The following is a 25,125-nucleotide window of genomic DNA, read 5'->3' on the forward strand; positions in this document are numbered from 1 at the left end:
CACCTCATCAATATCACAGCATAGGCAAATAGCCCGGCGGCGCGTTACTCCCGAGGCACCAGGTCCAGGCACACCGAGTTGATGCAATAACGCAGACCCGTCGGCGGCGGGCCATCAGGGAACACATGACCCAAATGGGCATCGCATTTGGCGCAGACTACTTCGGTGCGGATCATGCCGTGGGTCATGTCGCGAATTTCGACGACCGCACTGCCCTCAAGGGGCGCGTAGAAACTTGGCCAGCCGCAGCCTGAGTCGAACTTGGTCGAAGAATCGAACAACGCCTCGTTGCAGCACACGCAGTGATAGACCCCTGGGGTCTTGGTGCTGTTGTACTTCCCGGAAAAGGGCCGTTCGGTCGCTTTCAGGCGACACACGTTGTACTGCTCCGGATCGAGCATCGCTTGCCATTCTTCACGGGTTTTTTCCAACTTTTCCACGGGTACACCTCCACATCTTAAAAAGCCCGATCTGTATCTTTTCCGCTGATCAGGCGGCACGTATCATTGCGCCTCGTTAGACGTCAGTCTGGCATCCGAGTTTCGCGCATACAAATCCATTTTCATGGCGCTATGCCCGGCAATCCAGGCTATGTGAATACAGTGGATCGTCCATTTTCGGGATCAATCACCATGCAGGTCAGCAAATCGAACAAGCTCGCCAACGTCTGTTATGACATTCGCGGCCCAGTGCTCAAGCACGCCAAACGCCTGGAAGAGGAAGGCCATCGCATCCTCAAGCTGAATATCGGCAATCCCGCGCCATTTGGTTTCGAAGCGCCGGACGAAATCCTCCAGGACGTCATCCGCAATCTGCCGACCGCACAGGGCTACAGCGACTCCAAAGGCCTGTTCAGCGCACGCAAGGCCGTCATGCAGTACTACCAGCAAAAGCAGGTAGAAGGTGTCGGCATTGAAGACATCTATTTGGGTAATGGCGTCTCCGAGCTGATCGTGATGTCGCTGCAGGCCCTGCTCAACAATGGCGATGAAGTGCTGATCCCGGCACCCGATTACCCGCTGTGGACTGCCGCCGTGTGCCTCGCAGGCGGCAGCCCGGTTCATTACCTGTGCGATGAACAGGCTTATTGGTGGCCTGACCTGCAAGATATCAAGGCCAAGATCACACCGAACACCAAAGCCATGGTGATCATCAACCCGAATAACCCGACCGGCGCGGTCTACCCCAAAGAAGTGCTGATGGGCATGCTGGAACTGGCACGCCAGCACAATCTGGTGGTGTTCTCCGACGAGATCTACGACAAAATCCTTTACGACGACGCTGTACACATCTGTACCGCTTCGCTGGCGCCAGACCTGCTCTGCCTGACGTTCAACGGCCTGTCCAAGTCGTACCGCGTCGCGGGCTTCCGTTCGGGCTGGGTTGCCATTTCCGGCCCCAAGCACAACGCCCATAGCTACATCGAAGGCATCGACATGCTGGCCAATATGCGCCTGTGTGCCAACGTGCCGAGCCAGCACGCAATCCAGACCGCACTGGGCGGCTACCAAAGCATCAACGACCTGGTGCTGCCACAGGGTCGCCTGCTGGAGCAGCGTAACCGTACCTGGGAACTGCTCAACGATATTCCCGGTGTCAGCTGCGTCAAACCGATGGGCGCGCTGTACGCCTTCCCGAGGATCGACCCAAAAATCTGCCCGATCCACAACGACGAGAAGTTCGTTCTCGATCTGCTCCTGTCGGAAAAGCTCCTGGTGGTTCAGGGAACAGCCTTCAACTGGCCATGGCCGGACCATTTCCGCGTGGTGACCCTGCCGCGCGTCGACGACCTGGATCAGGCGATTGGCCGCATCGGCAACTTCCTCAAGACCTATCGCCAGTAAGCTAACGATTCACGCTCTGCCTCGCGTGGCCTGAACGGGCCACGCCGCCAGCCCACCTGGCTTTCCGCGCTCGCGGGGCTCTGGATAGCACGGGTGTGGGCTATGCTGTACAGGCAAGGGAAACAGACAGATGACACAGTTTGAAATAGTCCCCCTGTTGAATAGCCGCGTGCATCCCCTTATATACCCCGCATCACGTTACATACTTTCATGAGGAGAACGTTTCAACCATGATGCGCATTTTGCTGTTCTTGGCCACTAACCTGGCGGTCGTGCTGATTGCCAGCATCACGCTGAGCCTTTTTGGCTTCAACGGGTTCATGGCGGCCAATGGGGTTGATCTGAACCTCTCTCAGCTGCTGGTTTTCTGCGCAGTATTCGGTTTTGCCGGCTCGCTGTTCTCGCTGTTCATCTCCAAGTGGATGGCGAAGATGAGCACCAGCACCCAGATCATTTCCCAGCCACGCACTCGTCATGAACAATGGCTGCTGCAAACGGTTGAGCAGTTGGCCCGCGAAGCCGGAATCAAGATGCCTGAAGTCGGCATCTTCCCGGCCTATGAAGCCAACGCCTTCGCCACGGGCTGGAACAAAAACGACGCACTGGTCGCCGTCAGCCAAGGCTTGCTGGAGCGTTTTTCGCCCGACGAAGTAAAAGCAGTCCTGGCGCACGAAATCGGCCACGTTGCCAACGGCGACATGGTGACCCTGGCGCTGGTACAAGGCGTGGTGAACACCTTCGTCATGTTTTTCGCGCGGATCATCGGCAATTTCGTCGACAAGGTGATCTTCAAGAACGAAGAGGGCCAGGGTATGGCCTATTACATCGCGACCATCTTCGCCGAGCTGGTATTGGGCTTTTTGGCCAGCACCATTGTCATGTGGTTCTCGCGTAAACGCGAATACCGGGCGGACGAAGCCGGTGCACGCCTGGCAGGCACCAGCGCTATGATCGGCGCCCTGCAGCGCCTGCGCTCGGAACAAGGCGTGCCGGTGCAAATGCCGGACAGCCTGGCTGCATTCGGCATCAACGGAGGCGTTCTCAAGCACGGTCTGGCGGGTCTGTTCATGAGCCACCCGGCACTGGAAGATCGCATTGAGGCGCTCCGTCGTCGCGGCTGATAAGCTTTAGGCAGTGTTACGAGAGGGCGACGCGAGTCGCCCTTTTTGTTTTATCCGGATCAGAGAATAAACCGTCATGCGCTCGCTCGCCCTCGCCTGCATCACCGTGTTCGCCCTGAGCGGCTGCCAAAGCGCGTACTTCGCCGCCATGGAAAAAGCAGGCATCCCAAAACGGCAAATGCTGGTCAGCCGGGTTAATGACGCACGCGACGCACAACAAGATGCCAAGCAGCATTTCAGCAGCGCGTTGCAGAACTATCGCAGTGTGGTGCAACTTAATGGTGGCGACCTGGAAAAACGCTACAACGCGCTGAATGATGATTACCAAGCCAGCGAAAAAAGCGCCGCCGCCGTACACCACCGCATCGGCGCCATCGAAAACGTGGCCGATGCGTTGTTCGACGAATGGAATGACGAACTCGATCAATACAGCAACAAAGACCTGCGCGCCGCCAGCGCCAAGGAGCTGGCTCGCACCCAGACCGAATACCGCGAGCTGCTACAGAAAATGAAAACCGCTGAAAGCCGCATCGAGCCGGTACTGAGCGTATTACGCGATCACGTGCTGTTCCTCAAGCACAACCTCAACGCCCAGGCGATTGGCGCGCTCAAGGGTGAAAACAGCAACCTGCAAGGCAATGTCGACCAACTGCTCAAAGACATGCAGCGCTCAATCGACGATTCCAATGCGTTTGTTCGCCACCTACAGGGCAGTGCGACGCAGTAGGCGGTAGGCCCGCTCCTCAAGCCGCGTAACGCCACCCTGCAAAAATCTCCAGCTCTTGCCCAGCACATCGCACTCATCAAGGGTATCCAGCTGCCAGTCCGCTGCCAGCAACTGCTGCACCTCAGCATCAGGCACTGAAAACGGTGGTCCGTCGATTTGAGTCTGATCGTAATCCAGGGTGATCAATAACCCTTGGCACCCGCGAGGCAAAATCTGCGTGAGGTGTCGCGTATAGCGTTGGCGCATCTCAGGTGGCAGCGCGATCAAGGCCGCACGATCATAAAGCCCGACACACTCACTGACGTCTTCCGCCGTGAGCGCGAAAAAATCGCCACACCACAACTCAATCGACTCAACACTGTAGACCTTGAACGGCCCGCGCTGGCTGATCTGCGCATCCAGTTGCTGTTCGCTGAAGAAGTCCTCCACGGCCTTTTCCGACAGCTCGACACCCAGTACGTGAAACCCTTGGCCAGCCAACCAGGCCAGATCAAGACTTTTACCGCACAGCGGCACCAACACCCGAGCGTGCTCTTTTAGCTCAAGATCAGGCCAGAAACGTTGCAGATAAGGATTGACCTCGCCCAGGTGAAAGCCAATCTGATCAAGCGCCCAGCGCTTGTGCCAAAAGTCCGGCTGCATAAATACTCCTGATAATTCGATAAAAATACGCGAAAACTTATATTAGATTTAGATCAATGTTCTACCTGAAGATAGCCCCATCTTAACGCTCAGGACGCTCACTATGTTTCCCAGCTTATTTATCTCTCACGGCTCGCCGATGCTTGCACTCGAACCTGGCGAAAGCGGCCCCGCACTCGCTCGCCTGGCCGCCGAACTGCCTAGGCCGCGAGCCATTGTGATCGTATCAGCCCACTGGGAAAGCCAGGAACTGCTGGTCAACGCCAACCCTCATCCGGAAACCTGGCATGACTTTGGAGGCTTCCCGCCTGCCTTGTTTGCCGTGCAGTACCCGGCACCCGGCTTACCCGAACTGTCAGCACAAGTAGTCGAACTCCTGACCGCAAGCGGCCTGACGGCAAAAATCGACAGCCAGCGACCGCTTGATCATGGCGTCTGGGTGCCATTGTCGCTGATGTACCCACAGGCGGATATTCCTGTCGTGCAGGTTTCGCTGCCCACCCGCCAGGGGCCTGCCCTGCAAACCCAGGTCGGTCGCGCACTCGCCAGCCTGCGTGAGCTAGGTGTGCTGGTGATCGGCTCTGGCAGCATCACCCATAACCTGCGCGAACTGGACTGGCACGCCGGACCGGAAAGCGTCGAGCCCTGGGCCAAAGAGTTTCGCGACTGGATCATCGATAAGCTGAAGAACAACGACGAAACCGCCCTGCACGACTATCGCCGCCTGGCGCCCCACGCCGTTCGTAGCCATCCCAGCGATGAACACCTGCTGCCGCTATTCTTCGCTCGCGGCGCTGGCGGCGAATTCAGCATTGCGCACCAAGGCTTCACCATGGGCGCGCTGGGAATGGACATCTATCGGTTTGGGTGAAAACCGGTATACCGCGTCAAGCGAATCACGGCGGGACGCGTAGTTGCGAGCGTGCGCCTACAGGGTTTGCGTCAACTGACAGACAAAAAAATCCCCGAACCAGTCGGGGATTTTTTGTTCAGACGATCAGCTCAAGAGCAGATCAGTCTTCGCGATAGCGACGCAGCTTCAACTGCTTGCCAGCAACGCGAGTGTCTTTCAACTTGGTCAGCAGACGCTCAAGGCCATCTTCCGGCAGCTCTACCAGGCTGAAGCTATCACGCACCTGGATGCGGCCGATTGCTTCGCGGGCCAGGCCGCCTTCGTTGAGGATTGCACCCAACAGGTTTTTAGCAGCGATACCATCACGCGCACCCAGCGCGGTACGGCAACGAGCACGGCCTTCAGCCAATGGAACCGGAGCACGACGCTCACGATCAGCACCGCTGCGCTCAGGACGATCACCCGAAGATGAACGATCGCTACGCTCACGTGGCGCGCTGGTCGGAACCAGTGGGCGATCACGTTCGATGGCTGCCAGGGTCAATGCTTGACCGTTGGTAGCTTTGCGCAACAGAGCGGCGGCCAAGGCACGTGGGCTGCAACCGATATCGGCGGTCAGGCGATCAAGCAGATCACCGTGGGTCGATTCAGCGTCAGCAACCAGTGGAGCCAGGCTGTTAGTCAATTTCTTGATGCGGGCATCGAGAACTGCTTGAGCATCCGGCAGGCGGACTTCAGCAACTTTCTGACCTGTAACACGCTCGATCACTTGCAGCATGCGGCGCTCACGTGGAGTCACCAGCAGCAATGCACGACCTTCGCGACCGGCACGGCCAGTACGGCCGATACGGTGAACGTAGGACTCTGGATCGTAAGGCATGTCCACGTTGAATACGTGGGTGATACGCGGAACGTCAAGACCACGGGCAGCAACGTCGGTCGCAACCACGATGTCCAGACGGCCATCCTTGAGCGATTCGATGACGCGTTCACGTTGGTTCTGAGCAATGTCACCGTTCAGCGCAGCAGCTTTGTAGCCTTTGGCTTCCAGGGCGCTGGCCAGATCCAGAGTCGCTTGCTTGGTCCGCACGAACATGATCAGTGCGTCGAAGTCTTCCACTTCCAGGAGGCTCAGAACAGCAGAGGTCTTCTGGTCAGCGTGAACCAACAGGTGAGCCTGTTCGATCGCGGTAACGGTCTGGGTCTTGGTCTGAATCTTGACGTGCTTCGGATCGCGCAGGTGGCGCTCAGCGATGGCACGGATCGATTGAGGCAAGGTAGCCGAGAACAGAACGGTCTGGCGGGTTGCTGGCAGGGCCTTGAAGATAACTTCGAGGTCGTCCATGAAACCCAGCTTCAACATTTCGTCCGCTTCGTCGAGAACCAGGTGGTTCACGGTAGCGAGGACTTTTTCGTCACGGCGAAGGTGATCGCACAGACGACCCGGCGTGGCGACAACGATCTGTGCGCCATTACGGATAGCTTTCAATTGCGGGCCCATCGGCGCACCGCCGTAGACAGCCACAACCGTTACGCCCGGCATTTGCTTGGCGTAGGTTTCGAAAGCGGTAGCTACTTGCAGGGCCAGTTCGCGAGTTGGCGCAAGAATCAGCGCTTGTGGTTCGCGTTTGGCCGGGTCGATGCGATGCAGGATCGGCAGGGCGAACGCAGCGGTTTTACCCGTACCGGTTTGCGCCTGACCAATCATGTCGTGACCGGCCATGATGATCGGGATAGATTGCTGCTGAATAGCCGAAGGCTCTTCGTAGCCAGTCGCGATAACGGCTGCAAGAATATTAGGGTGTAGTTCAAAAGCGGCGAAGCCGCCGATTTCCTGGGTCATGGGTCTGCCTCTAGTGCATCCGCAAAGACCCATGTTCCAAAGCTGCGCGTGCCGTGTAAGACCCTAGAGTCGCCCTGGCTGCTTTGTCGGCGGGGATTTGCGAAAACGTTTGAATGAATGGATCGTAAAGGATAGTCCGCAGAGCGAACAAGCAGCCGAAGCTGGCTTCGGGGAATTGCAATACCTGTACGAGGGCCCTGTTAAAGGCCGGCGCGCACTATACCGGAATTACGCACAAAAGTGAGGGTTTTTTAACAAAATAATGGCTGCGCGTCCGTCCGTCGCAGGCTTTGCGTAAATTTGTTGCAGTGTCTATTTTGCAAAGGCCCGGTATCGCGAGGTCACGCTGCTTAAACGGTTCACTGATCCACGTGTTCACCGCATGCCCAACGCCACTCAGCGCACAAGGATTATGCCTATGCCCTCCCCCTCGATCGGCCGAGTCAGTCGCGAACAGCGGGGTCATATCATGCTGATAGGCCTGGATCGCGTCGCCAAACGCAACGCCTTTGATCTTGACCTGCTCAATGACCTGAGCCTCGCCTACGGGGAGTTCGAACGCAACGATACGGCGCGAGTGGCCGTGGTGTTCGCCCACGGCGAGCATTTCACGGCCGGCCTTGATCTGGCTGCGGCCGGACCGACCCTGGCCAGCGGCTGGGAAGTGCCCGAAGGCGGGTGTGATCCCTGGGGCGTGTTCGCCGGTCCCAGGGTCAGCAAGCCGGTGATCGTCGCCGCGCAGGGTTACTGCCTGACCATCGGCATTGAGCTGATGCTCGCCTCGGACATCAACCTGTGCGCCAGCAACACCCGCTTTGCGCAAATGGAAGTGCAGCGCGGGATCTTTGCGTTTGGCGGCGCCACCTTGCGCCTGCATCAGCGCGCGGGCTGGGGCAATGCCATGCGTTGGTTGCTGACTGGCGACGAGTTCGACGCGCATGAGGCTTATAGAATGGGCCTGGTTCAGGAAGTCATGGCCAGCGAGGATTTGCTGCCCCGCGCGATCAAACTGGCCGGGCGCATCGCCGAGCAAGCACCGCTAGGGGTCAGGATCACCCTGGCTTCAGCCCGTCAGGCATTGCTGGAGGGGGAGACCGCAGCGGCGAAAAGCTTGCCAGAGCTCATTCGCAGCGTCATGGACAGCGAAGACGCCAAAGAAGGCGTACGGGCGATGCTGGAACGCAGGCCTGGCGACTTCAAAGGCAACTAGCGACCCCGGACAATCACGTCGCCGGGCGGATGGCCTTGATCAACGGCAGCAGCGAATAACCGAGGCGCGGCGCGAGAGTTTCGGCGCGCTCGGTCAGTTGTTGCAGGTCCAGCGTCTGCTCCAGGTTCGCCGGCACCATCAGAATCACGTTGCCCTCCTTCACCGGCAGTTCCCAATAGTGGCGGTGATAAAGACCGCGCAACAGTGCAGCGCCCAAGGGTTTTCCGTCATCGGTCGCCCATTGATTGATCACCAGCCAGCCACCCGGATTGAGGTGCTTCTGACAGTTTTCCAGAAATTGCCAGGCCAGATGGCCGACACCCGGGCCCAGATCGGTGTACAGATCAACGAAGATCAGGTCGGCGGTTTCGGCAGTGCCGAGCAATTCAAGGGCATCGCCAATGCGTATGTAAAGGCGCGGGTCGTCATCCAGACCGAGAAACTCGATGGCCAGCCGCGGTACGTCAGGGCGCAACTCGATGGCTTCGACGTCTTCGAGCGGCAAAAACTTGAGGCAAGCCTGGGTCAATGTCCCCGCGCCAAGGCCCAGAAACAGCGCGGTTTCCGGCGCTTCATGGCACAACGCGCCAATCAGCATGGCGCGGGTGTAGTCGTACTCCAGCCAGCTAGGGTCAGCGGTGAACGTGCAGCTTTGCTCGATGGCGTCGCCGAATTCGAGGAAGCGATACTCGTCCACTTCCAGCACGCGAATCATGCCGAAATCATCGTGCACCTCAGCCAGTACACGCTCCACCCTCTCCTCAGTCATTGCCGCCCCTATCAAAAAACCAGTAACTAATTGAAAAATAAATAAAATCTTCAGACAAACGCTGATCCTGCAGATCCCGTCTTGACCCTCACCGCGCAAGCGCACGTTCTGAGTCAAACCCAGCCCCGCCGGAAGCCCGTGCCGGGCTTATTCGCAGACAAGTCAGCTCCTACATGCACATCAAAAGCATTGCCACACCGTCCTAGCGCGCCCCGGTCGCTCCGCCCTCCGGGCAGAATCGAGACCGAGCTTGCTGTACGAACGCGCGGATTGTCCGCGAACAAGGCCCGAGAGGTCACGTTAATTATTGATTGAGCCTACAGCCCCATCCGCTGGCACCCAGGCACTGAACTGCTAACATGGCCGTCCGACCGCACTGACTTAGAGTTCACCATGAGCCAACCCTGGAGCCCCGACAGCTGGCGGGCAATGCCTATTCAGCAGCAACCTCAATACCCCGACGCCGCGCACTTGTTGCGTGTCGAGCAGAGCCTGGCCGGTTATCCGCCGCTGGTGTTCGCCGGGGAGGCCCGAGAGTTGCGGCGTCAGTTTTCCGAGGTGACCCAGGGTCGCGCGTTCCTGCTGCAAGGTGGCGACTGCGCAGAAAGCTTTGTCGAGTTCTCTGCAGCGAAGATTCGCGACACCTTCAAAGTGTTGCTGCAAATGGCCATCGTCATGACGTTTGCCGCCGGCTGCCCGGTGGTCAAAGTCGGACGCATGGCCGGTCAGTTCGCCAAGCCTCGCTCCTCCAACGACGAAACCATTGGCGGCGTGACGCTCCCGGCCTACCGGGGCGATATCGTCAACGGCATCGGCTTCGATGAAAAAAGCCGCGTGCCCGATCCAGACCGTCTTTTGCAGGCGTATCACCAGTCCACTGCCACCTTGAACCTCCTGCGCGCATTCGCCCAGGGCGGTTTTGCCGACCTGCATCAGGTGCACCAGTGGAACCTCGACTTCATCGCCAATTCAGCGCTGGCCGAAAAGTACAGCCAACTGGCCGGCCGCATCGACGAAACCCTGGCCTTCATGCGCGCTTGCGGCATGGACACCTCGCCGCAATTGCGTGAAACCAGCTTTTTCACCGCCCACGAAGCCTTGCTGCTGAATTACGAAGAAGCGTTCGTGCGCCGCGACAGCCTGACCAACGATTACTACGATTGCTCGGCGCACATGCTGTGGATCGGCGACCGCACGCGACAGCTGGACGGTGCCCATGTCGAGTTCCTGCGTGGGGTCAAGAACCCTATCGGGGTCAAAGTCGGCCCGAGCATGGACCCCGAGGACCTGATCCGCCTGATCGACACGCTCAACCCGGACAACGATCCAGGCCGCCTGAACCTGATCGCCCGCATGGGTGCGAACAAGGTGGGCGATCACCTGCCGCAACTGATTCGGGCGGTCGAGCGCGAAGGTCGCAAGGTGCTGTGGAGCTCTGACCCGATGCACGGCAACACAATCAAGGCCAGCAGCGGCTACAAGACCCGTGACTTCGCGCAGATTCTCAACGAGGTCAAACAGTTCTTCCAGGTGCATCAGGCTGAAGGCACTTACGCTGGGGGGATCCATATCGAGATGACAGGTCAGAACGTCACCGAATGCATCGGCGGCGCACGCCCGATCACCGAAGACGGCCTGTCGGATCGCTACCACACCCACTGCGACCCACGGATGAACGCCGACCAGTCGCTGGAATTGGCGTTTTTGATTGCCGAGACGTTGAAACAGGTTCGGCACTGATTTATCCGCCCACAATGTAGGAGCTGCCGAAGGCTGCGATCAACTCCGGCCTTATCGCAGCCTTCGGCAGCTCCTACAACGGGCCTAATGCCACCCGCAACCGCGCCGCACTGGCGCGTTGGCAGTTGAGTTGAATCTCCGGCAATCCCAGCCAATCGGCCAGTTGCCGCAGATTTCGCGCCAGCGCCTGCATGCCCTCCTCGTCCAGCCCGCTTTCTTCCTCATGCACCGCGTGTACCGCCAACCGTCCCAACCCTCGCTCAGCCCGCAAGTCGACTCGCGCGGCGATCCGTTCGTTGTGCAAAAACGGCAACACGTAGTAGCCGTACACCCGTTTGTGCTGCGGGGTGTAGATCTCCAGGCGATAGCGAAAGTCGAACAACCGCTCGGTGCGACTGCGTTCCCAGATCAGCGAATCGAAAGGCGACAGCAAGGCACTCGCCGATACTTTGCGCGGCAGTTTGATCTCCGGCAGGCAATACGCGGGCTGGCGCCAACTGTCGACCTGCACCACCTGCAACGCGCCCGCCTCTACCAACTCGGCCAGACCCGCACGACTTTGCGCCGGACTCAGGCGGAAGTAATCGCGCAGGTCTTTGTCAGTCCCCACCCCCAGCGCCGTCGCGGCGTGCAACAACAAACCGCGCTGGGCCTCGGCGTCACTCAGTTCCGGGTGATCGAGAATCGCGACGGGCAATACCCGCTCAGGCAGGTCATACAAGCGCTCAAAACCGCGTCGACCGGCCACCGTCACTTCACCGGCGGCAAACAACCACTCCAGGGCATGTTTCTCCGCGCTCCAGTCCCACCAAGGGCCCGCACGCTCCTGGCGACTGCTCAGGCTCCCGGCGCCGAGCGCACCTCGCTCGCGAACAACCTGTAAGACACGGGCAATGGTCGCTTGCTGTTCGCGTCCGAATTTAGCCATCTCCTGATAGATCCCCACGCCTTGGGACGCCTGACGCATCCGCCAGCGCAGCAAGGGATAAAGACTGAGCGGCAATAACGAAGCTTCATGCCCCCAATACTCAAACAACTTGCGCTGTCGGCCCTGGCTCCAGGCCACTTGATCCAGCAACGGTTGGGGATAGTTACCCAGACGGGAATACAGCGGCAGGTAGTGCGAACGCACCAAGGCATTGACCGAATCGATCTGCAGAACGCCCAAGCGCTCGATCATCTGGGTGATGTGCGCGACCTTGATCGACGCTGGCGGCTGGCGCCCGTTGAATCCCTGGGCGGCCAGCGCCATGCGCCGTGCCTGTTTGAGCGATAGATCTGCGGACATTCAGAACCTCCTGATCAGCCCACAACGCTACCTGATCGACCGCCGTGCTGTCAGCGTTTCATTGGATCATTCCAGAACGGCCGCTCGACTTCTTGCTGGGTATCGGCACGACTCAGGCCGATGTCCTTCAGAGCGTCATCACTCAGGCTCGCCAGTTGTTGGCGCTGACGATGCAGTTCATACCAGCGCAGCAACTGGCGCGTGATCATGCTGATCAGGCGTGTACCCAATGAACTGCGATTCACCCTGCCCTGCACCAGCACATAACCTTTTTGACCTTTCATCATCTTGCCCTCCAAGTGGGGATGACTAAAGTCTCGCGCCAGCGCTAAGATCAATCCAACGAATGTTTCTTATGCGCTGCATCTGGGAGATTGATGAATGGCCACCTACCCGAGCATCGACAGCGAGCTGTTGCGCACCTTTGTCGCGATTGCCGACGAGGGCGGGTTCACCCGTGCCGGAGAAGTCGTCAACCGCACGCAATCGGCGGTCAGCATGCAGATGAAACGCCTGGAAGAAGACATTCTCCAGCGCTCGCTCTTTCAAAAGGACGGTCGCACCGTCAGCCTCACAGTCGAGGGCCAGGTGCTGCTCGGTTATGCCCGACGCATCCTCAAACTGCACAGCGAAGTGTTCAACACCTTGCGTGAGCCGCACATGGTTGGCGTGGTGAAAATCGGCTCGCCGGACGACTACGTGATGCGGTTTCTGCCGGGGATTCTGTCGCGCTTCGCTCAGGCTTATCCACTGGTGCAGGTGGAAGTTCACTGCGAACCCTCCAAGCAACTGCTACAGCGCCAGGACCTGGACTTGAGCATCGTCACCCGAGAACCGGGCACCGAAATCGGCCAGATTTTGCGTCAGGAGCGCTTCGTCTGGATGGAGGCGCGAGGTTTTTGCCCTCACGAACAAACGCCGCTGCCGCTGGCGATGTTCAACACCGACTGTTTTTGCCGGATATGGGCCTGCAATGCGCTGGACGCGATGCAGCGCGAGTACCGTATCGCTTACACCAGCGCCAGCCTGTCGGCGATCAGTGCCGTGGTCACCGCAGGCCTGGCGGTGACTGCGCAACTCGAGAGCTTGCTCACCCCGGACCTGCGCATCATCGGCGAGGCCGAAGGAATGCCGCAATTGCCGTCCGCCAGCATTGTGCTGCTGCGCAATCCGAAAAATACCTCGCCAGTCACCGAATGCCTGGCCGAACACATCGCTGACGGCTTCAAACTTTAAACGCGAGCACCACGGCGCAAATCACCAGAAAGCCGCAGAACAGCGAACGCAGGAGTCTTTCGGGCAGTGAATGCGCCAACCTCACGCCCCAACTGATGCTCAGCAGGCCGCCCACCGCCAAGGGAATGCCCATCTGCCAGTTGACGTGGTCATGCACCGCGTAAGTAACCAACGTGATGGCGGTACTGGGCGCTGCCAACGCCAGCGCCAACCCTTGAGCCGCCACCTGTGTCGCGCCGAACACGCCGGTCAGAATCGGGGTCGCCACCACCCCGCCACCGACACCGAACAGGCCGCCCGTCATCCCCGAGCCGACACCCAGCAGCCAAAGCCATTTCACATGCCGCAATTCGCTGCTGGCCTGGCCCTTGTGCCAATACATCTGAATCAGGTTGAACAGCGTCAGCACAATCAAGAACGCGACGAAGCCCAGACGCATGCTGTGCGCATCCAGGCGCACCGCCCACAACGACGTCAGCCAGGCGAAGCAAAAACCGGGAATGATCAGCATCAGGGCATTGCGCAGGGAGATCCGGTTGCGCTGGTGATAACGCAACAATGCCAATAACACGTTAGGCAAGACCATGAGCAACGCCGTGCCTTGTGCCATTTGCTGGTTCAGACCAAACAACACCCCCAGCGCAGGAATCGCGACCAGTCCGCCGCCGATACCAAACAACCCACCCAACGTCCCCATGACGGTGCCCAATAAAACATACATCCCGATTTCAATCACACCGCGTCCCCAGTCAATCCATGGGCGCATGCTACGCAGTCCGATGACGCAGGGAAACGCATAGGCAGGCTCAACGCCTTCACATTCCATGCACAGAGGCTTCACCTTTCATGAATGCGACGGCGACTGACGCTGAGCCGTAGAATTTATCTGGTGCATTAAAGATCGCGGCACTAAATTAGAGCGCATTACCGCACACAGGACTCTCACATGAGCGCTGACGACAGCTCCACCCGCAACGCAGACAATGGCAACCATTTGCTGCTCGACAGTCAGCTGTGCTTCGCCCTGTACTCGACATCGTTGATGATGACCAAGGTCTACAAGCCTTTGCTGCAAGCCTTGGGCCTGACTTATCCACAGTACCTGGCGATGATGGTGCTCTGGGAACACGACGGCATGACGGTGGGTGAAGTCAGCACGCGCCTGCTGACCGACCCAGGCTCTCTGACCCCCTTGCTCAAACGTCTTGAAGGCGAAGGCCTGCTGAGCCGCACCCGGAGCAAGGAAGACGAGCGTGTTGTGCGGCTGTACCTCACCGAGCAAGGCCGTGCGTTACGCGAAAAAGCCAAAAGCGTGCCCTCCTGCATCTTCGCCGCCACAGGCACGACGGTGGACACGCTGAAAAATCTGCAAAGCGAACTGCTCGCCCTGCGCGGGAAGTTGCACGACAGTCTTTGATAGATCTGTAGGAACTGACTTGTCTGCGAAGACCGGACTTCACCAATCAACACATACAAAAAAGCCCGACTCGAGGGTCGGGCTTTCGGGTGTTGCGGAACAAGACAACGCTTATTTAGCGCGGCCTTTGTAAGAACCGCCATCACGTGTGTCGATCTCGATCATGTCGCCGATGTTGACGAAGTCAGCAACGCTCAGCTCGGTACCGTTTTTCAGTTTGGCTGGCTTCATCACTTTGCCCGACGTGTCGCCACGTGCGGAGCCTTCGGTGTAGTCAACTTCACGAACGATGGTAGTCGGCAGCTCAACGGAAACCAGACGGTCTTCGAAGAAGATCGCTTCGCAAACGTCAGTCATGCCTTCTTCGACGAATGGCAGAACGGCTTCGATGTCTTCAGCGTTCAACTCGTACATGGTGTAGTCGCTGGTGTCCATGAACGTGTAGGTGTCACCGCTGATGAACGAAAGGGTGGCTTCTTTGCGATCAAGAATCACGTCTTCCAGTTTGTCGTCAGCGCTGTAAACGGTTTCAGTCTTGTAACCAGTCAGCAGGTTTTTCAGCTTGGTCTTCATGATTGCGCTGTTACGACCGGACTTGGTGAATTCAGCTTTCTGAACCAACCAAGGATCGTTGTCGATCTTGATCACGGTACCGGGTTTCAGCTCTTTACCAGTTTTCATTGCGAATATCCGAATTTGGATTGAGATTTACAAATATCTAGGCCGCATATCATAGCCAATTTACATAAAACTGTACTAGAGCCGCAGCAAGATCTGCCTGCGAGGCTTGTTCCTGGCACCATTGTTCGGCGTGTTCGGTGACTTCGGACCAGTGTTGCAGCAGCGCCGGCCAGCATTGCCCCATGTCCTTCCCGGCATTCCAGGCCCGCCAGACGTTGCTCAATGCCTCGCCAGCCGCGGGCGAGAGGCCTTTGACATAGAGTTCGAGAAAAGCATCCAGCTTGGCCCAATGGGCATCGTCATCCTGCTCGTAGATGTGCCAGAGCATCGGGCGCCCGGCCCATTGCGCACGGACGAACGAGTCTTCCCCCCGTACAGCGTTGAAATCACAGCTCCACAACAGGCGGTCATAGTCCTCCTGTCGGACGAATGGCAGCACCTGAACGGTCAGGGCTCCACGCGTCGCCACCGCCCCGGCGTGCAAACCGTCGACCCCCAGCCAATGCTGCAGGTCGCCCAGAACCCGCCCTTCCGGCACCAACAAGTGAGTCGGTCGGCTATCGGCGGCCAATGCCTCCAGCCAACTGGCCAGCCCGGCGTTTTCATAGGCAAACAGCGAAATCAGGCGGGCGCCCTCTGCAGGCACCACGCCCAGGCCCTGCAAGAAAGCGTATTGCGCGGCTTTGTCCTGCTGAAAAGCGTGGCGCTGATCGAGCAAGCCAGCTTCGCGCAATAAACCGCCCGTCGTCGAGCGAAAGCCCGGAAAGAAGAAAAACTTTTGCAAGCGATTGGACTGCAACGACGGCAAACCATGGCAACCGGTGACCCATTCTTCGGCGCTCAGGTAGTCCAGGTTCAGCCATAACGGCGGACGTGAACGCTGAGTCATAGCCTCGATATAAGCGGGCGGCAAGCGGCAAGCAAAGGCCTCGATAACGACGTCGGCAGCCTCCACAGGCTGCCAGTCTTTAGCCCAATGGCAGACGCTGACCCCCTCCTGCCACTGCTGCGCGGCGTCCACTTGGGCTCCCGGACACAGCCGCACGAAGGGCTGTAAATCATCCACCCACAAACGTACCGCGAAGGGGTACTCCGCCGCCAATTGCCGGGCCAGACGCCACGTAACACCGATATCGCCGTAGTTATCGACAACGTTGCAAAAAATATCCCAGGAGACTTTCATGCCTGGTTCCCTAAAGAAGACACGCTAAAGCTGCTGATTGTCTGTCATAACGACCTGCAAGCTCCAGCTTTGGCCATCCGTCGTGCGACAATCGTCGGCATCCGCTGATCACGCCAGGAATTTGCAATGCTCTCTCAACCCCTGAAATTGATTATTTGCATTGCCTTGGGTGTCTGGCTCGGCTTCATCGCTATCGCGCTGACGGTGGGACTGGCTTACACCACGACGCTCGCCAGCCGGGTCAGCACATTGAACAGCGTTGTCAGCCAGTTCAAGGCCTCCACCCTCGGTTCTCGTCCTCCGGCGCAACCGGCGTCGGAAAACCCGATGTTCGACAAGTACAAACAGAACCTGCAGGACAGCCAGGCCCAGCAAGCCCAGGAACAGAATCAGGCGGCTCAGGAAAAACGCCTCAGCGCACCGAAATGCCAATTCTGGTTACAGCAGGATCAAACCGCGCCCAGTGAAAAAACCCGGGCCAATGTCAGTCAGTTTTGTGGTTAGGCCTGATGCAATCAACCCTGGATAAGCAGTCTGTACTCGAACTGATCATCGCCAGACTCGTCATTGATCTGGACGTTGCCCAACGTGCGGCCCAGACCGCCTACGAAACCGCGACCCACGAAGAAAATATCGCCGAAAACAAGTACGACACCTTGGGCCTCGAAGCGTCGTACCTGGCAGCGGGTCAAGCACGGCGCGTCGAAGAAATCCGCCAGTCGCTGGTGCTGTACCAGAACCTGAGCCTACGACCTTTCGACGAGCAACGCGGGATTCAAATCGGCGACCTGCTCAGCCTGGAGGCCGGCAACGGCAGCCAGCAGCAGTTATTCCTCGGGCCCGATGCCGCAGGCTTGAAGATCTACCAGGGCGACGTATTGATCACGGTCATCACGGCCCGCGCGCCGCTGGGGCAAAACCTGCTCGGCAAGGCGGAAGGGGACGCTGTAGAAATCACCATCAATGGCGCGCGCCAATCGTTCGAAGTCACTCACGTGATGTGAAACCTATCCGTTTGCAGGGTTGATCCCCCCAACTTTTTCTGGGTAAGGTGCACTGTCGCTACATCACCAGTGGCCTGGACAGACATCCGGGAACAAGGACTCAATACGCAAGGAGATTTTTCATGACGAACGTCATCACTTTCCCTGACGCCCATGAACGTGATCGCCTCAAGTCCGATGACCATCCTGGGTTGTTATATCTGAGCAAGAAAGAGCGCCTACTGATCGAGGAGCTGCGGCTGACCAGCCATGCGGGTCGGCAATACGTCTACGACTATGCGCACATCATGCAGGTGTCCAAGCCCTTGCACCCTGATTAAGAGCAACCGGCGGTATCGGCTTGCCGAACATATCGAGGCGGCTGGAGTGCGGCTATAGTGGCGGCAAGGGCGTTAGTGCCCGTCCGTTTACTTGAGCATCAGGAATTTTTCATGACTGCCGCCGCGCCCGACTCCCCCGCTTCCGATCCCGCCGCACCGACTGCTCCGAAGACGGCGCATGTCGACCACTTGCGCTTCCACAAGCAGCATGCGCATCTGTCGCCCACGTTTGGCAACGACAGCTTTGCTCTCAAGGCTGAAGCATTCGCACGCTTCTTCGGCACGCCAATGTTTCTTGGCGGGCAAACGTTGATCGTCGTGCTATGGATCGGGGTCAACCTGAGTGGCTTCACCCAATTCGACGTCTATCCGTTCATCCTGCTCAACCTGGCGTTCAGCCTGCAGGCGGCCTACGCCGCGCCCTTGATCCTGCTCGCCCAGACCCGTCAGGCCGCACGGGACAAAGCCCACGCCGATGCCGATGCACAGCACCGTGAAGCACTGGCCTTGGCCAACGAGCAGCGCATGGCAATGGCCGCACAGAACGCTGCGCAAATGCTTCAACTGCTCGAGCAGAACACCCGCCTGACCGAAATGACCAAAGCCCTGACCGAACGCGTCGAGACCCTGACCGTGGAAATGCACGGGCACTTCGTCAAAAAGAAAACGGACCCTGTGTAGCGCGCTGTCGCGCAGAAACCGAGCGGGCAGCGTTCGATCGGAAATCCCATCAAATAAAACCATTATCATTCAATTAGTTACAGCATTTCCGTAGGAGCTGACTTGTCAGCGAAGACCATTCAACGAGGTCTGTCAGGCACACCGCGTTGCGGCTTTCGCAGACAAGTCTGCTCCTACAGAAGAGCGAAGACTATTCAGCCAGGCCTGTCACTGCCAGCCGAAGCGTCGGATGTAGAAGCCTTTCACCGCCTGGGTCAGGCCCATGTACGCCAGCAGAATCACCGGCAGGAAGGCGAAGTACAGCGACGGCAACGCTTGCAGTTTGAAGTAGTGCGCCAGCGGCCCCATCGGCAGGAAGATCCCCACGGCCATGATGACGAAGGTCATGACCATCAGCGGCATGGCCGCGCGGCTTTGCAGGAACGGGATCTTCGGCGTGCGGATCATGTGCACGATCAAGGTCTGGGTCAGCAGCCCGACGACAAACCAGCCCGACTGGAACAGGGTTTGATGGTCTGGGGTATTGGCGTCGAACACGTACCACATCAAGGCAAAGGTGGTGATGTCGAAAATCGAGCTGATCGGTCCGAAGAACAGCATAAAGCGCCCGACATCCCCTGGCTGCCAACGCTGCGGTTGTTTGAGCATTTCCTCATCGACGTTATCGAAGGGGATGGCAATCTGCGAAATGTCGTACAGCAGGTTTTGCACCAGCAGATGCATGGGCAACATTGGCAGGAACGGGATGAACGCGCTGGCCACCAGTACCGAGAACACGTTACCGAAGTTGGAGCTGGCGGTCATTTTGATGTACTTGAGCATGTTGGCGAAGGTCCGACGGCCTTCCAGTACGCCCTCCTCCAGGACCATCAGGCTTTTTTCCAGAAGGATGATATCGGCCGCTTCCTTGGCGATGTCCACCGCGCTGTCGACTGAAATACCGATGTCGGCCGTACGCAACGCCGGAGCGTCGTTGATGCCGTCGCCCATAAACCCGACCACGTGCCCGTTGGCTTTGAGCATGCGCACAATGCGTTCCTTGTGCGCAGGCGTGAGCTTGGCGAAGACGTTGGTGGTCTCCACCGCGACGGCCAATTCAGCATCGCTCATGCGCTCGACATCCCCCCCGAGCAGCAGCCCTTGTTGCTCGAGGCCCACTTCACGGCAGATTTTCGCGGTCACCAGCTCGTTATCGCCGGTCAATACTTTTACTGCCACACCGTGCGCGGCCAACGCCTTGAGCGCCGGAGCGGTGCTTTCCTTGGGAGGATCGAGGAACGCCACATAGCCGATCAATGTCAGCGCTTGTTCATCCGCCAGACTGTAGGTGTCTCGACCCGGCGCCATTGAACGAGCAGCCACCGCCACAACCCGCAGACCCTCTTCGTTGAATGCCGCAGTCACCTGACGAATACGCGCCAGCAGTTCAGCGCTCAGCGCTTCATCGTCATCGCCATGGCGAACGCGCTTGCACACCGCCAGCACTTCTTCCACAGCACCTTTGCAAATCAATACGTGCGCCTGATCCTGCTCGGCCACCACCACCGACATGCGCCGACGGGTGAAGTCGAAGGGGATTTCATCGACCTTCTGAAACGCGGTGGCGACTTTCAGCTCGCGGTGCACTTCAACGTGCTCCAGCACCGCCACGTCCAGCAGGTTTTTCAGACCCGTCTGGTAATAACTATTCAGATACGCCATTTCCAGGACGTCGTCTGACTCATCGCCCCAGACGTCAACGTGGCGTGCGAGGAAAATCTTGTCCTGCGTCAGCGTGCCGGTTTTGTCCGTGCACAGCACGTCCATGGCGCCGAAGTTCTGGATCGCATCAAGTCGCTTGACGATGACCTTCTTGCGCGACAGGAACACCGCGCCTTTGGCCAGGGTCGAGGTGACGATCATCGGCAGCATTTCCGGGGTCAACCCGACTGCGATGGACAGCGTGAAGAGCAGCGCCTGAGTCCAGTCGCCCTTGGTGAAACCGTTGATGAACAGCACCAGTGGCGCCATCACGAACATGAAGCGGATCAGCAACCAGCTGACTTTATTAACCCCGGTCTGAAACGAAGTCGGGGCGCGGTCGGTAGCGCTGACCCGTTGAGCCAGCGCGCCAAAATAGGTGTTATTACCCGTGGTCAGAATCACCGCCGTGGCGGCACCGGACACCACGTTGGTGCCCATGAACAGAATATTTTCCAGGTCCAGCGGGTTGTGGGTGCCTGCATCCTGCTGACGGGCGTACTTCTCGACCGGCATGGATTCACCCGTCATCGCCGCTTGGCTGACGAACAGGTCCTTGGCGCTGAGCACCCGGCAGTCAGCCGGGATCATGTCGCCCGCCGACAACACAATCAGGTCACCGGGCACCAGTTGCTTGATCGGCAGTTCAATCCGCGATGCACCTTGAACCGCCGCTGCCGCACCATAAAACCTGGCGAACATCGGCGTCGCTTCTTCACTGGCCCCCCGACGCATGACGGTCGCGGTGTTGCTCACCATCGCCTTGAGGGCGTCAGCGGCCTTGTTCGACTTGGCTTCCTGCCAGAAGCGCAGCAACGTCGAGAGCACCACCATCGAGAAAATCACGGTGGCGGCTTTCATGTCTTCGGTCAGCCAGGAGATGACCGCCAGCAAGGTCAGCAGCAGGTTGAAGGGGTTTTTATAGCAGTGCCACAGGTGAATCCACCATGGCAGCGGTTGCTCATGCTCGACCTCGTTGAGGCCGTATTGCTCGCGCAGTGCTTCGGCTTCGCTGTCGCTCAGGCCTTCGTTGTGGCTGCCGAGTTTCTCCAGCAAAGCACGCGCATCACTGTTGGCCCCCGCCACCAGGGTTTGTGCCAGGGTCGGCGGCACCTCACGGCTGACCGTGGCATCGGTCACGCTGTCGAGCAGCGCCAATCGACGGAAGTGCCGGGAGAAATGCCGGGTCCGCAGAAAACCTGCGAAAAATTCTTTCAAAAGGGTGAGTTTCATCGCTGTTCCCCTAACGGTTTACGGCAGGAGACCTCTTGGCAGGCACAGCCAACCTGAAACCCTGCTCGACTTATCGGCAAGGCAGGCTTGGCCCGCATGTCAAAAACGACACGCGCGTCCGCAGCACCGCGATGACCGACTCGGGGGTCGGTCAACACGCACTGTTCAGCGTCGATGAGAGGACTTCGGGACAGGAACCTGGTCAGGTCTGTCGGGCTGCCGCTTCTCGCTTTTCGGCGAGACAACGGCAAGGGAATCTGCGCGTTATCGTGCCGAGAATATGCCGGTTATCAAAACCGGCCGACTACTGTCACTCGAACAAGTACCCACTGTGGGTCTCCGCAATTGGTGAAAACGAGCGAAGCTTACGCCTCGGTATCAAGGGGAGTAAACCGCTGAAAAGCATCCGGCGGGTCTATCAGAAACTTCTTCAGGAACGGTTCAGGAACAGTCAGGTAATCGAGGGTTGATCGCGCCAAAACGCCCATGTGAGCGCGATTCCCCTCTGATGCCGATCAGTCGATCAACGAATAAACCAACGCCGAAATCGCCACCAGACCGACCACGGTCACAAAGACATTGGACGCCTTGCCCGCGTAACGACGCATCGCCGGGACTTTATGAATGGCGTACATCGGCATCAGGAACAACAGCGCGGCGATAACCGGCCCGCCCAGGGTTTCGATCATGCCGAGGATGCTCGGATTCAACGTCGCCACCAGCCAGCAGACCAGCAACATGAATGCCGCTGTCAGCCGATCCAGAGTACGCGGCGCCGGACGACGCCCGGTTTTGACGACCAGGCCTTTAAGGCCTTCACTGGCACCAATGTAGTGACCCAGAAACGACTTGGTAATGGCCACAAAGGCAATCAGCGGCGCGACGAAAGCAATCGTCGGGTTGCTGAAGTGATTGGCCAGGTAGGACAGGATCGACAGGTTCTGCGCCTTGGCTTCAGCCAGTTGCAGCGGCGACAAGGTCAGCACGCAACTGAACACGAAGAACAGCACCATCACCACCATCAGGCCGTGGGCGCGCGCGAGAATCTGCGAGCTGCGTACTTCGGCGTGACTGCCGTACTGGCGCTTCTGGTCCACGGCGAAGGCCGAGATGATCGGCGAATGGTTGAACGAGAAGACCATCACCGGAATCGCCAGCCACAGGGTGTGCAACAACGCCGAGGGTTCAGGCAGCGTGGTCGCGGTGGCCAGGATCCCGCCATTCCAGTGCGGGATCAGAAACACCGCCAGGAACAGCAACGCAACGATGAAGGGGTAAACCATCAGGCTCATCGCCTTGACGATTGCCTTCTCGCCACAGCGCACCACAGCCAGTAGCCCGACGATCAGCAAAAACGCCAGCAGCGCTCTGGGTGGCGGCTGCACATGCAGTTGATGCTCGAGAAAACTGCCCACGGTATTGGTCAACGCCACGCTGTAAATCAGCAGGATCGGGAACACCGCAAAGAAATACAGCAAGGTAATCAGCGCGCCGGCAGTCTTGCCGAAATGCTGTTCGACGACCTCGGTGATGTCGGCGCCTTCGCGTCCGGACAATACAAACCGGGTCAAGCCACGGTGGGCGTAGAACGTCATGGGGAACGCCAGCACGGCCAGAATCAGCAGAGGCCAGAAGCCCCCGATACCGGCGTTGATCGGCAGAAACAACGTACCTGCACCGATTGCCGTGCCAAACAGGCCCAACATCCAGGTGGTGTCATGGTGGCTCCAGGAGGCAACGCCCGCTGGCACCGATTCAACGCGTTCATCGACGCTGGTGGCCTGGTCATTCATCCGCTCGACATCTCCGCTAGCCAGTTATTACTGCAAGGCCGGGGCAGATCACAACACTTTACAGTCCGCGCCCCAACCTTAAGAGGGGCGCGATTGTCCGGGATTAGGCTTAAGAATCAAAGGCCTGTCTGAGGAACGGTCTTCCGCGCGTCAGCAAAACCATGCTCAACGACTCGCGAAAAACCCTTACATCCAGCCTAGCCACTTCCAGTAGGTCGCGCCGAACACCAGCATCAGCAGGTACCCAATCAGCGTGACGACCAGGCCGACCCGGGCGAATTGTTTGGCAGTGAAAGTTTCCGTGCCCAGGCACACCATATTCTGCGGTGCATTGACCGCCAGGATGAAGCCGTAGCTGACCGCGAAGCCCAGCAGCATGGTCATGCCCAGCCGATTGAAATCGCCGGGCAAGGTTTGCAGCACGGCAATCAGGATCGGCAACATGGCCGAGGTCAGCGCGGTCGCACTGGCAAAACCCAGGTGAATCAAGATCAGGAACGCCCCGAGGATTGCGAAGACGCCCAGCGGGCCCACTTGGTCCAGGCCGGTATGGCTGACCACCTGAGTGCCAAGCCATTGACCCGCATGGGTGGTCAGGAGCGCTGTGCCGAGGCTGATCCCCACTCCAAACACAATCACCGTGCCCCATGGAATCCGCGACTGCACATCCTTCCAGGTCATGATCCCCCAGCGCGGAAGCAGCAGAATCACCAGCCCGGCATAGGTCGTCGAGGTGGTGTCGAAGCTGTGCAGCTTGCCCTCGGTGGCCCAGACCAGAAGCAGCAGTATCGAGACGGTCAACAGACGTTTCTGCGCGCCGGTCATGGGCCCGATATCGGCCAACGACTTGGCAACCGCCTCTTTGCCGCCGGGAATGCTGTCGCTTTCAGGCGGGAGCATTTTCAGCACCAGGAACATCAGCACACCAGACATAATGATTGCCCACGGAGCGCCAGCAATCAGCCAGTCGATCCAGGCCACACGCTGACCCAGCATTTTGTCCATGAACCCGGCCGTCAGCAGGTTCTGCGCGGCAGCGGTCTGAATCCCGACGTTCCAGATGCTGGTGCCCTGCGCCACGATGATCATGATCGCGGCAGCGATATTCGAGCGTTTATCCACACCGAATGCAGCAATGACCCCCATCATAATGGGCACGACACAGGCACTGCGCGCCGTCGCACTGGGGACCACAAGGCTCAGTAAAATCGTCACCACGATGGCGCCGAGCATGATGCGTCGGGTGCTGGTGCCGATCCGCGACAGCGTAACCAGCGCTATGCGCCGATCCAGGCCGGTATGGGTCATGGCCGCGGCGATGAACAGCGCGCCCACGACCAGCGCCAGTGCGGAGTTGGAAAACCCGGTCAAGGCCATGGTAATCGCGGCAGAAGAACCGTAAATCACCGAAGGGTCCTGAAGCGTCGGCGCGGTCCCCAGCAAAAACGCCATGAGCGAGGTAATCATGATCGCGCTGGCTTCGTACGACACGGCCTCGGTAATCCAGACAACCACGGCGAACGCCAGAATCGCCAGCATCCGATGGCCTGCGACAGGCAAGTCGGTCGGCAACGGCAAGAGCAGCACGCCCACCATTACCAGCGCGGCAACCACCAACCCCACAGGGAATTTGATGCGGGCCGCAGGCTGCGCCGGCACGGTCTCGGGTGCATTCATGTCCATCCCCACTGATCCTTCATGACCTGATTCAGACAGACATCCGCAACACCGCGAGCATCCAGCTACTGCGCGCAGAATAGCAGCACACCCGCCGACAGGCCTTGACCCGAGTCAACAGGC

General features: G+C 58.7%; 24 protein-coding genes. 12 read left to right on the forward strand and 12 right to left on the reverse strand.

What is annotated here, in order from left to right:
- Nucleotides 1-44 precede the first annotated feature (44 nt).
- Nucleotides 45-440, reverse strand: coding sequence for a peptide-methionine (R)-S-oxide reductase MsrB (gene msrB / locus K0F75_RS09740; RefSeq protein ID WP_219061656.1), 396 nt, complete (start codon nt 438-440; stop codon nt 45-47).
- Nucleotides 441-632: 192 nt separating this feature from the next.
- On the opposite strand from msrB, the gene K0F75_RS09745 reads away from it, so the two are divergent.
- The 3 genes from K0F75_RS09745 to K0F75_RS09755 all read left to right on the forward strand — a co-directional run bounded on the left by K0F75_RS09745 (nt 633) and on the right by K0F75_RS09755 (nt 3,692).
- A complete protein-coding gene (locus tag K0F75_RS09745; protein WP_219061657.1) occupies nt 633-1,844 on the forward strand; it encodes a pyridoxal phosphate-dependent aminotransferase in 1,212 nt (403 codons plus the stop codon).
- A gap of 230 nt (nt 1,845-2,074) precedes the next feature.
- Complete coding sequence (htpX, locus tag K0F75_RS09750) at nt 2,075-2,965, forward strand: protease HtpX (RefSeq protein WP_219061658.1); 891 nt, start codon at nt 2,075-2,077, stop codon at nt 2,963-2,965.
- A 76-nt stretch (nt 2,966-3,041) separates the two neighbouring features.
- Nucleotides 3,042-3,692 carry a DUF2959 domain-containing protein gene (locus K0F75_RS09755; protein WP_219061659.1) on the forward strand — a complete coding sequence of 217 codons (651 nt, stop codon included), beginning with the start codon at nt 3,042-3,044 and terminating at the stop codon, nt 3,690-3,692.
- Here K0F75_RS09755 and K0F75_RS09760 read toward each other — a convergent pair.
- On the reverse strand, nt 3,669-4,334 hold the full coding sequence (locus tag K0F75_RS09760; RefSeq protein WP_219061660.1) for a thiopurine S-methyltransferase: 666 nt from the start codon (nt 4,332-4,334) through the stop codon (nt 3,669-3,671). The genes K0F75_RS09755 and K0F75_RS09760 overlap by 24 nt on opposite strands.
- 103 nt (nt 4,335-4,437) lie before the next feature.
- Between K0F75_RS09760 and K0F75_RS09765 the strand changes: the two genes are divergently transcribed.
- Nucleotides 4,438-5,205 carry a class III extradiol ring-cleavage dioxygenase gene (locus K0F75_RS09765; RefSeq protein WP_219061661.1) on the forward strand — a complete coding sequence of 256 codons (768 nt, stop codon included), beginning with the start codon at nt 4,438-4,440 and terminating at the stop codon, nt 5,203-5,205.
- A gap of 142 nt (nt 5,206-5,347) precedes the next feature.
- Here the strand turns inward: K0F75_RS09765 and K0F75_RS09770 are convergent, their stop codons facing one another.
- Nucleotides 5,348-7,063 carry a DEAD/DEAH box helicase gene (locus K0F75_RS09770; RefSeq protein ID WP_219061662.1) on the reverse strand — a complete coding sequence of 572 codons (1,716 nt, stop codon included), beginning with the start codon at nt 7,061-7,063 and terminating at the stop codon, nt 5,348-5,350.
- Nucleotides 7,064-7,448: 385 nt separating this feature from the next.
- On the opposite strand from K0F75_RS09770, the gene K0F75_RS09780 reads away from it, so the two are divergent.
- On the forward strand, nt 7,449-8,240 hold the full coding sequence (locus tag K0F75_RS09780) for a crotonase/enoyl-CoA hydratase family protein (RefSeq protein ID WP_219061663.1): 792 nt from the start codon (nt 7,449-7,451) through the stop codon (nt 8,238-8,240).
- Nucleotides 8,241-8,253: 13 nt separating this feature from the next.
- Here K0F75_RS09780 and K0F75_RS09785 read toward each other — a convergent pair whose 3' ends face one another.
- Nucleotides 8,254-9,009 carry a spermidine synthase gene (locus K0F75_RS09785; protein WP_219061664.1) on the reverse strand — a complete coding sequence of 252 codons (756 nt, stop codon included), beginning with the start codon at nt 9,007-9,009 and terminating at the stop codon, nt 8,254-8,256.
- A gap of 393 nt (nt 9,010-9,402) precedes the next feature.
- Between K0F75_RS09785 and K0F75_RS09790 the strand changes: the two genes are divergently transcribed.
- The gene (locus K0F75_RS09790) at nt 9,403-10,749 is read left to right on the forward strand and encodes a class II 3-deoxy-7-phosphoheptulonate synthase (protein WP_219061665.1); all 1,347 of its coding nucleotides are present in this window, start codon (nt 9,403-9,405) and stop codon (nt 10,747-10,749) included.
- Nucleotides 10,750-10,822: 73 nt separating this feature from the next.
- Here K0F75_RS09790 and K0F75_RS09795 read toward each other — a convergent pair whose 3' ends face one another.
- Nucleotides 10,823-12,037: a winged helix-turn-helix domain-containing protein gene (locus K0F75_RS09795; protein WP_219061666.1), complete on the reverse strand. Its 1,215-nt coding sequence runs from the start codon at nt 12,035-12,037 to the stop codon at nt 10,823-10,825.
- 50 nt (nt 12,038-12,087) lie between these two features.
- Entirely contained in the window at nt 12,088-12,324 is a 237-nt protein-coding gene (locus tag K0F75_RS09800) for a DUF1127 domain-containing protein (RefSeq protein WP_219061667.1), read from the reverse strand.
- A 94-nt stretch (nt 12,325-12,418) separates the two neighbouring features.
- Between K0F75_RS09800 and K0F75_RS09805 the strand changes: the two genes are divergently transcribed.
- Complete coding sequence (locus tag K0F75_RS09805) at nt 12,419-13,273, forward strand: LysR substrate-binding domain-containing protein (protein WP_219061668.1); 855 nt, start codon at nt 12,419-12,421, stop codon at nt 13,271-13,273.
- Here K0F75_RS09805 and K0F75_RS09810 read toward each other — a convergent pair.
- The gene (locus K0F75_RS09810; protein ID WP_219061697.1) at nt 13,263-14,009 is read right to left on the reverse strand and encodes a sulfite exporter TauE/SafE family protein; all 747 of its coding nucleotides are present in this window, start codon (nt 14,007-14,009) and stop codon (nt 13,263-13,265) included. The two genes, K0F75_RS09805 and K0F75_RS09810, sit on opposite strands and share 11 nt — an antisense overlap.
- 210 nt (nt 14,010-14,219) lie before the next feature.
- On the opposite strand from K0F75_RS09810, the gene K0F75_RS09815 reads away from it, so the two are divergent.
- Complete coding sequence (locus tag K0F75_RS09815) at nt 14,220-14,690, forward strand: MarR family winged helix-turn-helix transcriptional regulator (RefSeq protein ID WP_219061669.1); 471 nt, start codon at nt 14,220-14,222, stop codon at nt 14,688-14,690.
- A 111-nt stretch (nt 14,691-14,801) separates the two neighbouring features.
- Here the strand turns inward: K0F75_RS09815 and K0F75_RS09820 are convergent, their stop codons facing one another.
- Together K0F75_RS09820 and earP are read right to left on the reverse strand one after the other, a co-directional pair.
- Nucleotides 14,802-15,371, reverse strand: a complete 570-nt coding sequence (locus tag K0F75_RS09820) for an elongation factor P (RefSeq protein WP_219061670.1) — start codon at nt 15,369-15,371, stop codon at nt 14,802-14,804.
- A gap of 49 nt (nt 15,372-15,420) precedes the next feature.
- Complete coding sequence (gene earP, locus K0F75_RS09825; RefSeq protein WP_219061671.1) at nt 15,421-16,554, reverse strand: elongation factor P maturation arginine rhamnosyltransferase EarP; 1,134 nt, start codon at nt 16,552-16,554, stop codon at nt 15,421-15,423.
- Nucleotides 16,555-16,680: 126 nt separating this feature from the next.
- Between earP and K0F75_RS09830 the strand changes: the two genes are divergently transcribed.
- From K0F75_RS09830 to K0F75_RS09845, 4 genes are all read left to right on the forward strand, one after another.
- On the forward strand, nt 16,681-17,058 hold the full coding sequence (locus K0F75_RS09830) for a hypothetical protein (protein ID WP_219061672.1): 378 nt from the start codon (nt 16,681-16,683) through the stop codon (nt 17,056-17,058).
- A gap of 17 nt (nt 17,059-17,075) precedes the next feature.
- Nucleotides 17,076-17,558: a transcription elongation factor GreAB gene (locus tag K0F75_RS09835; RefSeq protein ID WP_219061698.1), complete on the forward strand. Its 483-nt coding sequence runs from the start codon at nt 17,076-17,078 to the stop codon at nt 17,556-17,558.
- Nucleotides 17,559-17,680: 122 nt separating this feature from the next.
- Nucleotides 17,681-17,878: a hypothetical protein gene (locus K0F75_RS09840; RefSeq protein WP_219061673.1), complete on the forward strand. Its 198-nt coding sequence runs from the start codon at nt 17,681-17,683 to the stop codon at nt 17,876-17,878.
- A gap of 111 nt (nt 17,879-17,989) precedes the next feature.
- Complete coding sequence (locus K0F75_RS09845) at nt 17,990-18,559, forward strand: DUF1003 domain-containing protein (RefSeq protein WP_219061674.1); 570 nt, start codon at nt 17,990-17,992, stop codon at nt 18,557-18,559.
- A 207-nt stretch (nt 18,560-18,766) separates the two neighbouring features.
- Here K0F75_RS09845 and mgtA read toward each other — a convergent pair whose 3' ends face one another.
- From mgtA to K0F75_RS09860, 3 genes are all read right to left on the reverse strand, one after another.
- On the reverse strand, nt 18,767-21,532 hold the full coding sequence (gene mgtA / locus K0F75_RS09850) for a magnesium-translocating P-type ATPase (protein WP_219061675.1): 2,766 nt from the start codon (nt 21,530-21,532) through the stop codon (nt 18,767-18,769).
- Between the two features lie 515 nt (nt 21,533-22,047).
- A complete protein-coding gene (locus K0F75_RS09855; protein ID WP_219061676.1) occupies nt 22,048-23,325 on the reverse strand; it encodes a serine/threonine transporter in 1,278 nt (425 codons plus the stop codon).
- 186 nt (nt 23,326-23,511) lie between these two features.
- Complete coding sequence (locus tag K0F75_RS09860; RefSeq protein ID WP_219061699.1) at nt 23,512-25,002, reverse strand: DASS family sodium-coupled anion symporter; 1,491 nt, start codon at nt 25,000-25,002, stop codon at nt 23,512-23,514.
- Between the last annotated feature and the right edge of the window lie 123 nt (nt 25,003-25,125).

This window comes from Pseudomonas sp. UMAB-08 (genome assembly GCF_900095225.1).
Taxonomy (GTDB): domain Bacteria; phylum Pseudomonadota; class Gammaproteobacteria; order Pseudomonadales; family Pseudomonadaceae; genus Aquipseudomonas.

Coding starts and splice junctions, on each gene's coding strand:
- K0F75_RS09745 (WP_219061657.1), top strand. CDS start 633: ATGCAGGTCAGCAAATCGAACAAGCTCGCCAACGTCTGTTATGACATT.
- htpX (WP_219061658.1), top strand. CDS start 2,075: ATGATGCGCATTTTGCTGTTCTTGGCCACTAACCTGGCGGTCGTGCTG.
- K0F75_RS09755 (WP_219061659.1), top strand. CDS start 3,042: ATGCGCTCGCTCGCCCTCGCCTGCATCACCGTGTTCGCCCTGAGCGGC.
- K0F75_RS09760 (WP_219061660.1), bottom strand. CDS start 4,334: ATGCAGCCGGACTTTTGGCACAAGCGCTGGGCGCTTGATCAGATTGGC.
- K0F75_RS09765 (WP_219061661.1), top strand. CDS start 4,438: ATGTTTCCCAGCTTATTTATCTCTCACGGCTCGCCGATGCTTGCACTC.
- K0F75_RS09770 (WP_219061662.1), bottom strand. CDS start 7,063: ATGGGTCTTTGCGGATGCACTAGAGGCAGACCCATGACCCAGGAAATC.
- K0F75_RS09780 (WP_219061663.1), top strand. CDS start 7,449: ATGCCCTCCCCCTCGATCGGCCGAGTCAGTCGCGAACAGCGGGGTCAT.
- K0F75_RS09785 (WP_219061664.1), bottom strand. CDS start 9,009: ATGACTGAGGAGAGGGTGGAGCGTGTACTGGCTGAGGTGCACGATGAT.
- K0F75_RS09790 (WP_219061665.1), top strand. CDS start 9,403: ATGAGCCAACCCTGGAGCCCCGACAGCTGGCGGGCAATGCCTATTCAG.
- K0F75_RS09795 (WP_219061666.1), bottom strand. CDS start 12,037: ATGTCCGCAGATCTATCGCTCAAACAGGCACGGCGCATGGCGCTGGCC.
- K0F75_RS09800 (WP_219061667.1), bottom strand. CDS start 12,324: ATGATGAAAGGTCAAAAAGGTTATGTGCTGGTGCAGGGCAGGGTGAAT.
- K0F75_RS09805 (WP_219061668.1), top strand. CDS start 12,419: ATGGCCACCTACCCGAGCATCGACAGCGAGCTGTTGCGCACCTTTGTC.
- K0F75_RS09815 (WP_219061669.1), top strand. CDS start 14,220: ATGAGCGCTGACGACAGCTCCACCCGCAACGCAGACAATGGCAACCAT.
- K0F75_RS09820 (WP_219061670.1), bottom strand. CDS start 15,371: ATGAAAACTGGTAAAGAGCTGAAACCCGGTACCGTGATCAAGATCGAC.
- earP (WP_219061671.1), bottom strand. CDS start 16,554: ATGAAAGTCTCCTGGGATATTTTTTGCAACGTTGTCGATAACTACGGC.
- K0F75_RS09830 (WP_219061672.1), top strand. CDS start 16,681: ATGCTCTCTCAACCCCTGAAATTGATTATTTGCATTGCCTTGGGTGTC.
- K0F75_RS09840 (WP_219061673.1), top strand. CDS start 17,681: ATGACGAACGTCATCACTTTCCCTGACGCCCATGAACGTGATCGCCTC.
- K0F75_RS09845 (WP_219061674.1), top strand. CDS start 17,990: ATGACTGCCGCCGCGCCCGACTCCCCCGCTTCCGATCCCGCCGCACCG.
- mgtA (WP_219061675.1), bottom strand. CDS start 21,532: ATGAAACTCACCCTTTTGAAAGAATTTTTCGCAGGTTTTCTGCGGACC.
- K0F75_RS09855 (WP_219061676.1), bottom strand. CDS start 23,325: ATGAATGACCAGGCCACCAGCGTCGATGAACGCGTTGAATCGGTGCCA.
- K0F75_RS09860 (WP_219061699.1), bottom strand. CDS start 25,002: ATGAATGCACCCGAGACCGTGCCGGCGCAGCCTGCGGCCCGCATCAAA.